General features: G+C 71.4%; 15 protein-coding genes. 13 read left to right on the top strand and 2 right to left on the bottom strand.

Annotation, left to right across the window (positions count from 1 at the left end; translation table 11 throughout):
• Nucleotides 1–235: 235 nt before the first annotated feature.
• The 4 genes from secY to BLT72_RS17490 are packed head-to-tail and all read left to right on the top strand — an operon-like array spanning nucleotide 236 to nucleotide 5,134.
• Nucleotides 236–1,543, top strand: coding sequence for a preprotein translocase subunit SecY (secY, locus tag BLT72_RS17505; RefSeq protein WP_091414434.1), 1,308 nt, complete (start codon nucleotides 236–238; stop codon nucleotides 1,541–1,543).
• Nucleotides 1,543–2,142: an adenylate kinase gene (locus BLT72_RS17500; RefSeq protein WP_091414433.1), complete on the top strand. Its 600-nt coding sequence runs from the start codon at nucleotides 1,543–1,545 to the stop codon at nucleotides 2,140–2,142. The genes secY and BLT72_RS17500 overlap by 1 nt, the downstream gene beginning before the upstream one ends.
• 7 nt (nucleotides 2,143–2,149) lie before the next feature.
• Nucleotides 2,150–3,013, top strand: coding sequence for a type I methionyl aminopeptidase (gene map / locus BLT72_RS17495; protein ID WP_091414432.1), 864 nt, complete (start codon nucleotides 2,150–2,152; stop codon nucleotides 3,011–3,013).
• Nucleotides 3,014–3,049: 36 nt separating this feature from the next.
• Nucleotides 3,050–5,134, top strand: a complete 2,085-nt coding sequence (locus BLT72_RS17490) for a prolyl oligopeptidase family serine peptidase (RefSeq protein WP_091414431.1) — start codon at nucleotides 3,050–3,052, stop codon at nucleotides 5,132–5,134.
• A 98-nt stretch (nucleotides 5,135–5,232) separates the two neighbouring features.
• Here the strand turns inward: BLT72_RS17490 and mgrA are convergent, their stop codons facing one another.
• Complete coding sequence (gene mgrA / locus BLT72_RS17485; RefSeq protein WP_091414430.1) at nucleotides 5,233–6,267, bottom strand: L-glyceraldehyde 3-phosphate reductase; 1,035 nt, start codon at nucleotides 6,265–6,267, stop codon at nucleotides 5,233–5,235.
• A 55-nt stretch (nucleotides 6,268–6,322) separates the two neighbouring features.
• Entirely contained in the window at nucleotides 6,323–6,718 is a 396-nt protein-coding gene (locus BLT72_RS17480) for a VOC family protein (RefSeq protein WP_091414429.1), read from the bottom strand.
• Nucleotides 6,719–6,809: 91 nt separating this feature from the next.
• Here BLT72_RS17480 and BLT72_RS17475 point away from each other — a divergent pair, with 91 nt between their 5' ends.
• From BLT72_RS17475 to BLT72_RS17435, 9 genes are all read left to right on the top strand, one after another.
• Nucleotides 6,810–7,841, top strand: coding sequence for a sigma-70 family RNA polymerase sigma factor (locus tag BLT72_RS17475; protein ID WP_231930123.1), 1,032 nt, complete (start codon nucleotides 6,810–6,812; stop codon nucleotides 7,839–7,841).
• 9 nt (nucleotides 7,842–7,850) lie between these two features.
• The gene (locus BLT72_RS17470) at nucleotides 7,851–8,219 is read left to right on the top strand and encodes a DUF1707 SHOCT-like domain-containing protein (protein ID WP_091414428.1); all 369 of its coding nucleotides are present in this window, start codon (nucleotides 7,851–7,853) and stop codon (nucleotides 8,217–8,219) included.
• 132 nt (nucleotides 8,220–8,351) lie between these two features.
• Nucleotides 8,352–9,242: a GTP-binding protein LepA gene (locus tag BLT72_RS17465; protein WP_425349215.1), complete on the top strand. Its 891-nt coding sequence runs from the start codon at nucleotides 8,352–8,354 to the stop codon at nucleotides 9,240–9,242.
• A 159-nt stretch (nucleotides 9,243–9,401) separates the two neighbouring features.
• Nucleotides 9,402–9,623, top strand: coding sequence for a translation initiation factor IF-1 (gene infA / locus BLT72_RS17460; protein WP_091414427.1), 222 nt, complete (start codon nucleotides 9,402–9,404; stop codon nucleotides 9,621–9,623).
• A gap of 273 nt (nucleotides 9,624–9,896) precedes the next feature.
• Entirely contained in the window at nucleotides 9,897–10,010 is a 114-nt protein-coding gene (gene rpmJ / locus BLT72_RS17455; RefSeq protein ID WP_020490683.1) for a 50S ribosomal protein L36, read from the top strand.
• A gap of 261 nt (nucleotides 10,011–10,271) precedes the next feature.
• Nucleotides 10,272–10,646 (top strand): 30S ribosomal protein S13, encoded by a 375-nt coding sequence (gene rpsM, locus BLT72_RS17450; RefSeq protein ID WP_091414426.1) that lies wholly within the window; start codon nucleotides 10,272–10,274, stop codon nucleotides 10,644–10,646.
• A gap of 47 nt (nucleotides 10,647–10,693) precedes the next feature.
• Nucleotides 10,694–11,098, top strand: a complete 405-nt coding sequence (gene rpsK, locus BLT72_RS17445) for a 30S ribosomal protein S11 (RefSeq protein WP_091414425.1) — start codon at nucleotides 10,694–10,696, stop codon at nucleotides 11,096–11,098.
• A gap of 28 nt (nucleotides 11,099–11,126) precedes the next feature.
• Complete coding sequence (gene rpsD, locus BLT72_RS17440; RefSeq protein WP_091414424.1) at nucleotides 11,127–11,732, top strand: 30S ribosomal protein S4; 606 nt, start codon at nucleotides 11,127–11,129, stop codon at nucleotides 11,730–11,732.
• 164 nt (nucleotides 11,733–11,896) lie between these two features.
• A complete protein-coding gene (locus BLT72_RS17435) occupies nucleotides 11,897–12,919 on the top strand; it encodes a DNA-directed RNA polymerase subunit alpha (protein WP_091414423.1) in 1,023 nt (340 codons plus the stop codon).
• Nucleotides 12,920–12,985: the final 66 nt, after the last annotated feature.

The raw sequence follows: 12,985 nt of genomic DNA, 5'->3' as shown, positions 1-12,985 counted from the left end.
CCGCTCGCGCCGCCCAGCCGACAGCCGCCTGTCGACCCGCCCGGGTCGGCAGGCGGCTGTCGTCGTCCCGAGCCGGTGCCGAGCCCCGGCCCCTGCGGGCGGGGTGGCCAGGACCGCCGAGGATGCGTGGTTCACCGTGATCCCTTGATAAAGTCATCCGGTCCTGCACGGTCGGGGTCGGACCGCGAGGTGCTCGACCACGACAGGGCCGTCGACCAAGAGAGGGAGGGCGGGAGTGCTCACCGCATTCGCCAACGCATTCCGGACCCCGGACCTGAGGAAGAAGATCTTCTTCACGCTGGCGATCCTCGCCGTGTTCCGGCTGGGGTCGATCATCCCGACCCCGAACGTCAACGTCGGCCAGGTCGACTTCTGCCTCCGGCAGGCCCAGAGCGGTGAGCAGCAGGGCCTGTACTCGCTGATCAACCTGTTCTCGGGCGGGGCACTGCTCCAGCTGGCGATCTTCGCGCTGGGGATCATGCCCTACATCACGGCGAGCATCATCCTGCAGCTGCTGACCGTCGTCATCCCGCGGCTGGAGGCCCTCAAGAAGGAGGGCCAGGCCGGCCAGACCAAGATCACCCAGTACACCCGGTACCTCACCCTGGTGCTGGCCGTGCTGAACTCCACCGCGTTCGTCACCGTCGCCGTCAACGACCGGCTCTTCACCGGCTGCCCGGGCCTCGTGTACGACAAGGGCATCTTCCCGGTCATCACGATGATCCTCACCATGACCGCCGGCACCAGCGTCATCATGTGGATGGGTGAGCTGATCACCGAGCGCGGCGTCGGCAACGGCATGTCGGTGATGATCTTCACCCAGATCGCCGCCACCTTCCCGAGCGCCCTCTGGGGCCTCAAGGTCGCCCGCCCCGGCTCCCAGGGCTGGGTCATCTTCCTGCTGGTGATCGCCCTCGGCCTGGTGGTCATGGCCGGGGTCATCTTCGTCGAGCAGTCCCAGCGCCGCATCCCCGTGCAGTACGCGAAGCGGATGGTCGGCAGCCGGATGCTCGGCGGGTCCACGACCTACATCCCGATCAAGGTCAACCAGGCGGGCGTCATCCCCGTCATCTTCGCCTCGTCGCTGCTGTACCTGCCCGCGCTGTACGCCCAGTTCCGGCCGGAGGCCCGCTTCTCCTCCTGGATCTCGGCGAACTTCGTCCGTGGCGACCACCCGATCTACATGGTCACGTTCTTCCTGCTCATCGTGTTCTTCGCCTACTTCTACGTCGCGATCACGTTCAACCCGAACGAGGTCGCCGACAACATGAAGAAGTACGGTGGCTTCATCCCCGGCATCCGCGCGGGCAAGCCGACCGAGGACTACCTCGCCTTCGTGCTGTCCCGGCTGACGTTCCCCGGGTCGCTCTACCTGGGTCTGATCGCCCTGCTGCCGTCGGTGGCGTTCATCTTCCTGGACGCCAACCAGAACTTCCCCTTCGGCGGCACCTCGATCCTCATCATCGTCGGCGTCGGACTGGACACGGTGAAGCAGATCGAGAGCCAGCTGCAGCAACGCAACTACGAAGGGTTCCTCCGCTGATGCGCCTCCTCATCATGGGTCCGCCGGGGGCGGGCAAGGGCACCCAGGCGGCGCAGGTCTCGCAGCGCTACGGGATCCCGGCCGTCTCGACCGGCGACATCTTCCGGGCCATGAAGACCGCCGACACGCCGCTGGCCCAGCAGGTCCGCGACATCATGGACTCCGGTGGCTACATCAGCGACGACATCACCAACGACATCGTCGCCCAGCGGCTGGCCGAGGTGGACTGCGTCGGCGGCTTCCTGCTGGACGGCTACCCGCGGACGCCCGCCCAGGTCGAGACCCTCGACGCCTTCCTGGCCGGCCGGGGGGAGGCGCTCGACGCCGTCATCGTCCTGGTCGCCGACCAGGACGAGGTGGTGCAGCGGCTGCTGAAGCGCGCCGCCACCGACGGCCGGGCCGACGACCGTGAGGAGACCATCCGGGTCCGCCAGCAGGTCTACGCCGACCAGACGGCCCCGCTGCTCGAGATCTTCCGCAATCGCGACCTGCTGGTCGAGGTGGACGGGCTCGGACCCGTGACCGAGGTGTCGCAGCGCCTGTTCGACGCGCTGGACGCGAAGACCGGCGGCGCGCCGGCGGTCAGCGTCGACGGGTAGCCCCGCCGTGTTCGGCACCCCGCGCGGGGTGGAGATCAAGACGCGCGAGCAGCTGCTGCTGATGCGGCGGGCCGGCCTCGTCGTGGCCGCGGCGCTGGCGGCCACCCGCGCGGCCGTCCGACCGGGCGTGAGCACCCGTGAGCTCGACGCCGTCGCCGCCGAGGTCATCCGGTCCGCCGGGGCGACCCCGTCCTTCCTCGACTACGGCGCGCACGAGGGCATCGGCGGCTTCCAGGGCGTCACGTGCCTGTCCGTGAACGAGGAGGTCGTGCACGGCGTGCCCGGGCACCGCGTGCTGGTCGAGGGCGACCTGCTCTCCATCGACTGCGGCGCCGTGGTCGAGGGATGGCACGGCGACTCGGCGGTCACCGTGGCGGTCGGCGAGGTGGCCCCGGAGCTCCGGGCCCTCAGCGGCACCACCCGGAGCGCCCTCTGGCACGGCATCGCCGCCGCCCGCCTCGGCGGTCACGTGGGGGACATCTCGGCCGCGGTCGAGGCGCACGTCCGCGCCTCCGACGCCGGCTACGGCATCGTCGAGGAGTACGTCGGGCACGGCATCGGCTCGGCCATGCACCAGCCGCCCGACGTGCCCAACGTGGTGGCCCGCGGCGTGCTGCCCGGCCGGGGGCGGGGCCCGAAGATCGTCGAGGGGCTCGCGCTGGCGGTCGAGCCCATGCTCACCCTGGGCTCGCCGGACAACCACGTCCTCGCCGACGACTGGACCGTGGTCACCGACGACGGCCGCCCGGCCGCCCACTGGGAGCACACCATGACGGTGACCGAGCACGGCCTCTGGGTGCTCACCGCCGAGGACGGCGGCGCCGAGATGCTGGGCGCCCTCGGCGTCCCGTTCGGGCCACTGGCCGACTGAGCGCCGGCGGCCCCGGCGCGGGTAGCGTGGGCCGACGTGGACCACCCGCAGACCCGACGTGACGACACCCGCGAGCAGCTGCACGGCAGGACCGTGGACGACCCCTACCGCTGGCTCGAGGACCCCGACGCCGCAGAGACGGCCGACTGGGTGCGGCGGCAGAACGACCTCAGTGCCGGCTACCTGGCCGCCCTGCCCGAGCGGGCGTGGTTCGGCGCGACCATGTCCGCCGTGCTGGCCCGGCCGCGGGCGGGCACCCCGCTGCACCGCGGCGGCCGCTACCTGGTCAACCGCAACGACGGCCGGCAGAACCAGGACGTCTGGTACGTCGCCGACTCCCTGCCCGAGCTGCTGGCCGGTGGCCGCGTGCTGGTGGACCCCAACACCTTCTCCGCCGACGGCACCAGCTCGCTGGCCGCGCTGGCCCTGCGGGCCGACGGCGCCCAGCTGGCCTACGCGGTCAGCGAGGGCGGCAGCGACTGGCACACCTTCCACCTGCTGGACGTCGACAGCGGTGCCGAGGTCGACGACGTCGGGGTGCAGACCAAGTTCTCCGAGCCCGTCTGGCTGCCCGACGGCCGCTCCTTCGTCTACACCGCCTTCGACCACGAGGGTCACGCCGAGGGCACGCAGACCTCGGCGCTGGCGGGCGGGAAGCTGCGGCTGCACCGGGTCGGCCGGCCGGCGGACGAGGACGAGCTGGTCCTGGCGTTCCCCGACGAGCGGCTGATGATCTGGTCCGAGACCACCGACGACGACCACTGGCTCGTGGTCAGCATCGTCGCCGGCACCGAGAACCAGAACCGGCTGTGGGCCTACCCCGTCAGCACCGAGGACGGGGCCAGCCGGCTCGGGGCGCCGGTCAAGGTGGTGGACGAGCCGGTCGCGGAGTTCACCCTGGTCCGCTCGTCGGGCTCGACCCTGTACCTGCAGACCGACGACGACGCCGAGCGGGGCCGGGTGGTGGCCGTCGACCTCGACGCCCGCGAGCCGGTCTGGCGCGAGGTGCTGGCCGAGACCGAGCACACGCTCATCCAGGTGACCGGGGCCGGTGACGGCTTCGTCACCGTCCACCTGGTCGACGCCCAGCCGCGGGTCAGCCGCTACGACCTCGACGGCCGGCTGCTCGGCACCCTCGACCTGCCCGGCGGGGCGGTGGTCGGGCTCGAGGGCCACGCCGGCGACGACGAGGTGTTCGTCGGCCTGTCGTCGGTGGTCAGCCCGACGGCGGCGTACGTCGTCGCCTTCGGTTCGGGGGCCGTCACCCCGCTGCCCGGGCTGGTGCAGGGCTCGCCGTCCGGCTTCGTGGCCCCGGAGGTGCGGGTGGAGCGGGCCGTCGCCACCAGCGCCGACGGCACCCGGGTGCCCTACTTCCTGGTCCGCGCCGCGGGCGCGGAGCCGGCCGGGCCACGACCCACCCTGCTGTGGGGCTACGGCGGCTTCAAGATCCCCGTCCTCGCGGACTACCGGCCGGGCTGGGCGGGCTGGCTGGCGGCCGGCGGGGTGCTCGCCATCGCGAACCTGCGCGGCGGCGGTGAGTACGGCACCGAGTGGTACGAGGCCGGCCGGCTGGGCCGCAAGCAGAACGTGTTCGACGACTTCGTGGCCGTGGCCGAGCACCTGCAGGCCACCGGCGTCACCACCCGGGACCAGCTGGCGCTGCACGGCCGGAGCAACGGCGGCCTCCTGGTCGGGGCGGTGATGACCCAGCGTCCCGATCTGGCCGCGGTCGCGCTGCCCGGCGTCGGGGTCCTGGACATGCTGCGGTTCCACCTGTTCACGGTGGGCGCGGCCTGGATCTCCGACTACGGCGACCCGCGCGACCCGGAGCAGTTCGCCGACGCGCTCGCCTACTCCCCGCTGCACGCCGTGCGGCCGGGGACGCGCTACCCGGCCACCCTGGTGGTCACGGGCGACCACGACGACCGGGTGGTGCCGCTGCACAGCCACAAGTTCGTCGCGGCCCTGCAGCACGCGCAGGCGGGGGACGCCCCGGTGCTGACGCGGGTGGAGGTGGCCACGGGCCACGGTGCGGGCAAGCCGACGGCCCTGCAGGCCGCCGAGTGGGCCGACCTGCTCGCCTTCGCCGCCCACCACACCGGGCTGGTGCCGCCCAGCTGAGCACCGCCCGGCTGAGCGCCGTCGCCCCTGAGCGGTGCCGAGGCCTGAGCCCGTCGAAGGAGTCCTCCGACGGGCTCAGGGACCGGGAACGGCGTCGGTCAGCCGGCGGTGGCGTCCCGGGCGCCGGCCCACAGGTCGACGCCGGACTCGACCGCGTGCTCGTCGATCGCCGCGACCTCGTCGTCGGAGAACGCGAGGTTCTTGACCGCGGCGACGTTGTCCTCGAGCTGGGCGACGCTGCTCGCGCCGATCAGCGTCGAGGTGACGCGGGCGTCGCGGAGCACCCAGGCGAGCGCGAGCTGGGCCAGGGTCTGGCCGCGGCCGGCGGCGATCTCGTTCAGCGCGCGGACCCGGGCGAGGTTCGCGTCGCTGATCTGGTCCGTGCTGAGCGACTTGCCCTGCGCCGCCCGCGAGTCGGCCGGGACGCCGTCGAGGTAGCGGTTGGTCAGCAGGCCCTGGGCCAGCGCGGTGAACGCGATGCAGCCCACGCCCTCCTCCTCGAGCACCTGCAGCAGGCCGCCCTCGATCCAGCGGTTGAACATCGAGTAGGACGGCTGGTGGATGACCATCGGGGTGCCGAGGTCGCGGAGGATGGCCGCCGCGGCGGCCGTGTGCTCGGGGGAGTAGGACGAGACGCCGACGTAGAGCGCCTTGCCCGCCCGGACGGCCGCGTCGAGGGCGCCCATCGTCTCCTCGAGCGGCGTCTCGGGGTCGGGACGGTGGTGGTAGAAGATGTCGACGTAGTCGAGGCCGAGCCGCTGCAGGGACTGGTCGAGGCTGGCGGTCAGGTACTTGCGCGAGCCGTGGTCGCCGTAGGGGCCGGGCCACATGTCCCAGCCGGCCTTGGACGAGATCACCAGCTCGTCGCGGTACGGGCGGAAGTCCTGGGCCAGGATCGTCCCGGCGTTGACCTCGGCGGCGCCGTACGGCGGGCCGTAGTTGTTGGCGAGGTCGAAGTGGCTCACGCCGAGGTCGAAGGCCCGGCGCATCACGGCCCGCTGGGTCTCGAGCGGCTTGTCGTCCCCGAAGTTGTGCCAGAACCCGAGGGAGACGGCGGGGAGCTTGAGGCCGCTGCGGCCGCAGCGGCGGTAGGGCTGGACGTCGTAGCGAGCGTCATCGGCGACATAGGTCATGCGCCCACGCTAGCGGCCGGCTCCCCGCTCCCCGAACCGGTTCAGCGCCGCGGGATCAGGCCAGCTGCGCCATGTGCAGGACCTCCCACACGTGGCCGTCGGGGTCGGCGAAGCTGTGCCCGTACATCGGCCCGTCCACCATCTTGTCCAGCCACGGCTTGCCGCCGTGGTGGAGCGCCCGCTCGACGAGACTGTCGACCTCCGCCGGGCTCTCCGCCGAGAGGCAGTTGATCGAGGTGGTGGCTCTCGCCGGGTCGCCGACGGGACCGGCCACGAAGTCGGCGAAGCGGTCCCGCTGCAGCGCCATCACCACGATCGTGTCGGAGATGACGACGCAGGCGGTCGAGCCGTCGGAGAACTCGGGGTTCAGGGTGAACCCGAGGCCGGTGTAGAAGGCCTTGCTGACCTCCACGTCGGCCACCGGGAGGTTGACGAAGATCATGCGGTTCATGGCGGGGGTCCTCTCCGGGGCAGCGGGATGCTGTGCAGGGAAGACCGCCGCAGGGGCTGCGGATCATCGGGGACGGCGGTACTTTCTCCTGGTGAGCCTCGCCACCGACGACGACGTCTTCCTCAGCCTGGTCGAGCCCCTGCGCGGGGAGCTCACCGCCCACTGCTACCGGATGCTCGGGTCGGTGCACGACGCCGAGGACCTCGTGCAGGAGACCTACATCCGGGCCTGGCGCGCCTTCCACGGGTTCGAGAACCGGTCCTCGCTGCGCACCTGGATGTACCGGATCGCCACGAACGTCTGCCTGACCGCGCTGGAGTCCCGCCAGCGCCGCCCGTTGCCCACCGGGCTGGGTCAGCCCGCGTCGGACCCGGCCGGGCAGCTGGCCAGCCGGCCCGAGACCCCGTGGCTGGAGCCGCTGCCCGACACCGTGGTGTGGGGCCACGGTGACGACGACCCCGCCGCCGCCGTCCTCAGCCGTGACAGCGTCCGGCTCGCCTTCGTCGCCGCCCTCCAGCACCTCACCCCGCCCCAGCGGGCCGTGGTCATCCTGCGCGACGTCCTCGCCTGGCACGCCAGCGAGGTCGCGGAGCTGCTCGACCTGTCCGTGGCCGCGGTCAACAGCAGCCTGCAGCGCGCCCGCGCGCAGCTGGCCAAGCTCGACCCCGAGGCCGCGCTGCCACCGGTCGAGGAGGAGCACGCCCAGCAGATGCTGGCGGCCTACGTCGACGCCTTCGAGCGCTACGACGTGAGCCGGATCGTGGAGCTGCTCACCGAGGACGCCGTCTGGGAGATGCCGCCGTTCGACGGCTGGTACCACGGCGCCGGCGCGATCGGCACCCTGATCAGCACCCACTGCCCGGCCGAGAAGCCGGGGGACCAGGTCCTGGTGCCCGTGATGGCCAACGGCCGTCCGGCCCTCGCGCTGTACATGCTCGAGGCCGACGGCCGGCACCACGCCTTCCACGTCCAGGTGCCGACGCTGACCGAGCGCGGCTTCTCCCACGTCGTCGCGTTCTTCGAGCTGTCCCTGTTCGACCGTTTCGGCCTGCCCCGGGTCCTGCCGGAGGACCCGGAGGAGCGGCGGGCGCTCCGCGCGGGGACGGCGCTGGCCGCCGGGTAGCGTGGCGGGGTGAGCAGCGACCTGCCGATCTCCTCGCCCTACCGCAGCACCCCGGCGCTGCCGGTGGACGACGGCGAGCGCGACCGGCTCAGCACCCGGCTGAACGCGGCCTTCGAGGCCGGGACGCTGGCCCCGCAGGACTACCAGGCCCGGCTGGACCGGCTGTTCGCGGCGCAGACGCTCGGGGAGCTGGTCCCCGTGGTGCAGGGGCTGCCGCCGCTGGCCACCTACACCGACCCCGCCGCCGTCGCGAGCGCGGGCGGCCGACCCGGTGAGCTCGCCCCGGCGCGCAGCGGCAACGGGCTCACCGTCGTCGCCGTCGCGGGCATCGCCGGCGCCGTGCTGCTGGTCGTGCTCCTGCTGCTCGTGCTGCTCTGAGGGCCGCCGGCGGGCGGCGCGGGCGCTGGGGGCCCCACCCCTTCGTCACCGCCGGGGTGAAGGTTTGCCCCCGCGGCCTGTGGGTAGCGACACAGCCCCTTGCGGAGGAGGAGACGGCAGCGCGTCCGTAGGATGACCGGCGTGCCACGGCAACCCGTCACCCAGCGCAAGATCGCCGAGCACGTCCAGCGGCTCGGTGAGCTCTACCCGCCGATCCCCCTCGACTCGGTCGACCGGACGATCCTCGACCCCCGCCGGGTGGCTGCGCGCTTCGGGCACGTCATCGACTACCTGGCCCGCGTCGAGCTGGAGGTGGACCGCAACGTCCTCGAGCTGCTGGTCCTGCTGCCCGACGTCGACGACACCAACAAGACCTTCTACTCCGACGTCTGGCAGCCGCAGGAGATCCAGCACGGCCTGATCCTCGACCGGCTGCAGACCGACCTCGGCCGCCCACCGGCGCAGCCCCAGCTCGACGTGTCCTTCCGGATCAAGGTCCTCGGCGCGCTGGCCCACCTCAAGCCGGTCCAAGACATCGCGAAGCTGCTCTACTTCCTCACCGGGGCGAGCACCGAGCGGCAGGCGGTGCTGGCTTACAACCAGCTCAGCAGCGGGCTCGCGGAGATGGGGGAGCAGGCCATCGCCGAGACGATCATCCGTCCCATCAAGCAGCAGGAGCCGGGTCACTTCGCGTTCTACCAGATGTCGGCGACGGCGATGGTGCAGGACAAGGTGCTCAGGCCGTGGCAGCTGTTCCTGGCCCGCGTGCTGCGGGAGCGCAGCTACAACCTCGTCGGCACGAACGCCCGTCCCGCCTACAAGGCCGACATGGGGCAGGTCGCCACCGACCTCGGGATTGCCGCTGACCTCGCCGGCTACGCCCGCGAGATCGGCCGCGTCGAGCACCGGCTGCTGTGGGCCGACCGGCAGGGGATGGACTTCCCGCCCTACATCCTCGCGGCGCTGCGGGAGAGCGTCGAGCTCTACCGGGAGCGGCTGGACCGCGGGCTGCCGGCCCGCTGAGCGCGGGCCGGTCCTCACCGGGAGCCGGTGCGGCCCAGCCCGGTGCGCTGAGCGGTTTGAGCCCCGCCCGGGCGGCGCGTAGACTACAACGTCGGTCACCCGTCGCCAGGCGCGCCTGGTGGGTCGACCCCCACCCCGTACCGCAACAGATTGGGATCCATGGCCAAGAAAGAGGGCGCACTCGAGCTCGAGGGAACGATCGTCGAGGCCCTGCCGAACGCGATGTTCCGGGTCGAGCTGACCAACGGGCACAAGGTGCTGGCGACGATCAGCGGCAAGATGCGGCAGCACTACATCCGCATCCTCCCCGCCGACCGCGTCGTCGTCGAGCTCTCGGCCTACGACCTCACCCGCGGGCGGATCGTCTACCGCCACAAGTGAGGCGCGCCCGCGGCGCTCCCGCCGCGGACGCCCTCGTCGTCGTACCCTCCGGGCTGACTTGAGTCCGGACTGCGGCGCGCGTACAGTAACCCCTTGGCCGCCTGTCGGTGGTGCCTGCAGGCGTGTCCGGTGACGGACGCCGTGCGGGCCCGACGCGCAGGGTGTGGTGCCGGGTTCTCCCGGAGCCGCCTGGCCGTTGTCCACACCACCCCCCTCCGGGCTCGGCCGCTCTCGCGAGCGGGTGCGCGCGGAGCAGAACCAGGAGTGAGCTCCATGAAGGTCCAGCCGAGCGTCAAGCGGATCTGCGACAAGTGCAAGGTCATCCGCCGGCACGGTCGCGTGATGGTCATCTGCGACAACCCGCGCCACAAGCAGCGGCAGGGCTGAGCTTCCCGCTCCGCTCGAACCGGTGACCGGCCCCGGCCGGTCACCAGCACCACCAGCACCACCCAGAACGTGTGATCGCACCTCCACCGGCTCGCCGGTGGAGCCACCCCCGGTCGGAGGCCGGGGCCCTGGTCGGACGAGCAGATCTCGCCCGCAAGGCAACCAGGGACGCATCACGCCAGACACCTCCGCGATGCTCCGGCTCTGGGCCGGGGTCCCCGACGGGACCAGCATCGACCACCCGAAAGGCAGTACCGCCTGATGGCACGTCTCATCGGTGTCGACCTCCCGCGCGACAAGCGCCTCGAGATCGCCCTCACCTACATCTTCGGCGTCGGTCGCACCCGCGCCCTGGAGACCCTGGAAGCCACCCAGATCAGCGGTGACCTCCGGGTCCACCAGCTGAACGACGAGCACCTGGTCCAGCTCCGTGACTGGATCGAGGCGAACTACCAGACCGAGGGTGACCTCCGTCGCGAGGTGGCCGCCGACATCCGTCGCAAGGTCGAGATCGGCTCCTACCAGGGCCGGCGTCACCGCGCAGGCCTGCCGGTCCGCGGTCAGCGCACCCGCACCAACGCCCGTGGTCGCAAGGGCGCCCGCAAGCCCGTCGCCGGCAAGAAGAAGGCCAAGTAAGCCCCCCGGGCCTACTTGGGCGAGACTCCAGGAGAATCTGAGAACACATGGCTACTGCAGGCCGCAACACCCGCTCCACCAAGGTGCGGAAGAAGGAAAAGAAGAACGTCGTCTCGGGCCACGCCCACATCAAGAGCACGTTCAACAACACGGTCATCTCCATCACCGACCCGACCGGCGCGGTCATCGCGTGGGCCTCGGCCGGGACCGTGGGCTTCAAGGGCTCGCGCAAGTCGACCCCGTACGCCGCCCAGATGGCTGCCGAGGCCGCGGGCCGCCGCGCCATGGAGCACGGCATGAAGCGCGTCGACGTGTTCGTCAAGGGTCCGGGCTCGGGCCGGGAGACCGCGATCCGCTCGCTCGGGGCCGTCGGCCTCGAGGTCGGCGCGATCGCCGACGTCACCCCCGTGCCCCACAACGGCTGCCGCCCTCCCAAGCGCCGCCGCGTCTGACCCGAGAAACGAACAGGACGAAGAGAACATGGCTCGCTACACCGGTCCCATGACCAAGAAGTCCCGTCGACTGGGTGTTGACCTGGTCGGTGGGGACAAGGCTTTCGAGCGCCGCCCGTACCCGCCCGGCGTGCACGGCAAGGGGCGCACGAAGGAGTCGGAGTACCTCCTCCAGCTCCGTGAGAAGCAGAAGGCCCGCTTCTCCTACGGCGTGCTCGAGAAGCAGTTCCGCCGCTACTACGAGGAGGCGAACCGGCTCCAGGGCAAGACGGGTGACAACCTGCTGCAGATCCTGGAGTCCCGCCTCGACAACGTGATCTACCGCTCCGGGTTCGCCCGGACCCGGCGGCAGGCGCGCCAGTTCGTCGTGCACGGCCACTTCCTGGTCAACGGCCACAAGGTGGACATCCCGTCCTACCGCGTCTCCGCGCACGACATCATCGACCTGGCGCCGAAGCTGCGCGAGACCACCCCGCACGTGGTGGCCCGCGAGACCCACGGTGAGCGCGACGTCCCGGCCTGGCTGCAGGCCGTCCCGGAGCGGGGGCGCGTCTTCGTGCACCAGCTCCCGACCCGCGCCCAGATCGTGATCGACGTCCAGGAGCAGCTGATCGTCGAGCTCTACTCCAAGTAGGGCCTCACGCCCTTCGACGGGCTCAGGGAGCGGTCCCCGTCCTGCCGAGGGGGAGCGGTCCCGCCCCCTGAGCCCGTCGAAGGGCAGCACCACCCCCGGCGCCCGATGCGCCGGGGCACCGCGCCTTCAAATAGCGGGAAGCGCGGAGGAAGAAGGAACCACTCATGCTCATCGCCCAGCGTCCGACCCTGGCCGAAGAGGTCGTCTCCGAGCACCGCTCGCGGTTCGTCATCGAGCCGCTCGAGCCGGGCTTCGGCTACACCCTCGGCAACTCGCTGCGTCGCACCCTGCTGTCGTCCATCCCGGGCGCGGCCGTGACCAGCCTCAAGATCGACGGCAACCTCCACGAGTTCTCGACCATCGAGGGCGTCGTCGAGGACGTCACCGAGATCATCCTGAACCTCAAGGGCCTGGTCGTCTCCTCCGAGGAGGACGAGCCGGTCACCATGTACCTGCGCAAGGCGGGCCCGGGTGCGGTCACCGCGGCCGACATCGCCCCGCCGGCGGGCGTCGAGGTGCACAACCCCGACCTGCACATCGCCACCCTCAACGAGACCGGCAAGATCGAGATGGAGCTGGTCGTCGAGCGCGGCCGCGGCTACGTCTCCTCGGTGCAGAACAAGATGGCCGACGCCGAGATCGGCCGCATCCCGGTCGACTCGATCTACTCCCCGGTCCTCAAGGTCACCTACAAGGTGGAGGCCACCCGCGTCGAGCAGCGGACCGACTTCGACAAGCTGATCCTGGACGTCGAGACCAAGCCGGCCATCCGGCCGCGCGACGCCGTCGCGTCCGCCGGTCGCACGCTCGTCGAGCTGTTCGGCCTGGCCCGTGAGCTCAACGTCGAGGCCGAGGGCATCGAGATCGGCCCCTCGCCGATCGACGAGCAGCTCGCCGCCGACCTGGCCCTGCCGGTCGAGGACCTGAACCTCACCGTCCGGTCCTACAACTGCCTGAAGCGCGAGGGCATCCACACGGTGTCCGAGCTGGTGTCCCGCAGCGAGCAGGACCTGCTCGACATCCGGAACTTCGGCTCCAAGTCCATCGACGAGGTCAAGCTGAAGCTCCACGAGATGGGCCTGTCCCTCAAGGACAGCGCTCCGGGCTTCGACCCGCTGGCCGCCATCGGCCGCTACGACGACCTCGAAGAGGAAGACGCCGACTTCAGCGAGACCGAGCAGTACTGATCCCGCTGGCCGCGGGGGTCGGGGCTCGCTCCGCTCGCGCAGTCTGACCACAACCGAAGAGCCGGA

It is taken from the genome of Friedmanniella luteola, from assembly GCF_900105065.1.
In the GTDB taxonomy this organism is placed as follows: Bacteria; Actinomycetota; Actinomycetes; order Propionibacteriales; family Propionibacteriaceae; genus Microlunatus; species Microlunatus luteolus.
This window is presented reverse-complemented; position numbering and strand designations above follow the sequence as displayed.

Excerpts from the sequence above, each read along its gene's own strand:
- BLT72_RS17480 (WP_091414429.1), bottom strand. The coding sequence starts at position 6,718 with ATGAACCGCATGATCTTCGTCAACCTCCCGGTGGCCGACGTGGAGGTC.
- rpsM (WP_091414426.1), top strand. The coding sequence starts at position 10,272 with ATGGCACGTCTCATCGGTGTCGACCTCCCGCGCGACAAGCGCCTCGAG.
- BLT72_RS17465 (WP_425349215.1), top strand. The coding sequence starts at position 8,352 with ATGACCGGCGTGCCACGGCAACCCGTCACCCAGCGCAAGATCGCCGAG.
- rpmJ (WP_020490683.1), top strand. The coding sequence starts at position 9,897 with ATGAAGGTCCAGCCGAGCGTCAAGCGGATCTGCGACAAGTGCAAGGTC.
- rpsK (WP_091414425.1), top strand. The coding sequence starts at position 10,694 with ATGGCTACTGCAGGCCGCAACACCCGCTCCACCAAGGTGCGGAAGAAG.
- infA (WP_091414427.1), top strand. The coding sequence starts at position 9,402 with ATGGCCAAGAAAGAGGGCGCACTCGAGCTCGAGGGAACGATCGTCGAG.
- mgrA (WP_091414430.1), bottom strand. The coding sequence starts at position 6,267 with ATGACCTATGTCGCCGATGACGCTCGCTACGACGTCCAGCCCTACCGC.
- BLT72_RS17435 (WP_091414423.1), top strand. The coding sequence starts at position 11,897 with ATGCTCATCGCCCAGCGTCCGACCCTGGCCGAAGAGGTCGTCTCCGAG.
- BLT72_RS17500 (WP_091414433.1), top strand. The coding sequence starts at position 1,543 with ATGCGCCTCCTCATCATGGGTCCGCCGGGGGCGGGCAAGGGCACCCAG.
- rpsD (WP_091414424.1), top strand. The coding sequence starts at position 11,127 with ATGGCTCGCTACACCGGTCCCATGACCAAGAAGTCCCGTCGACTGGGT.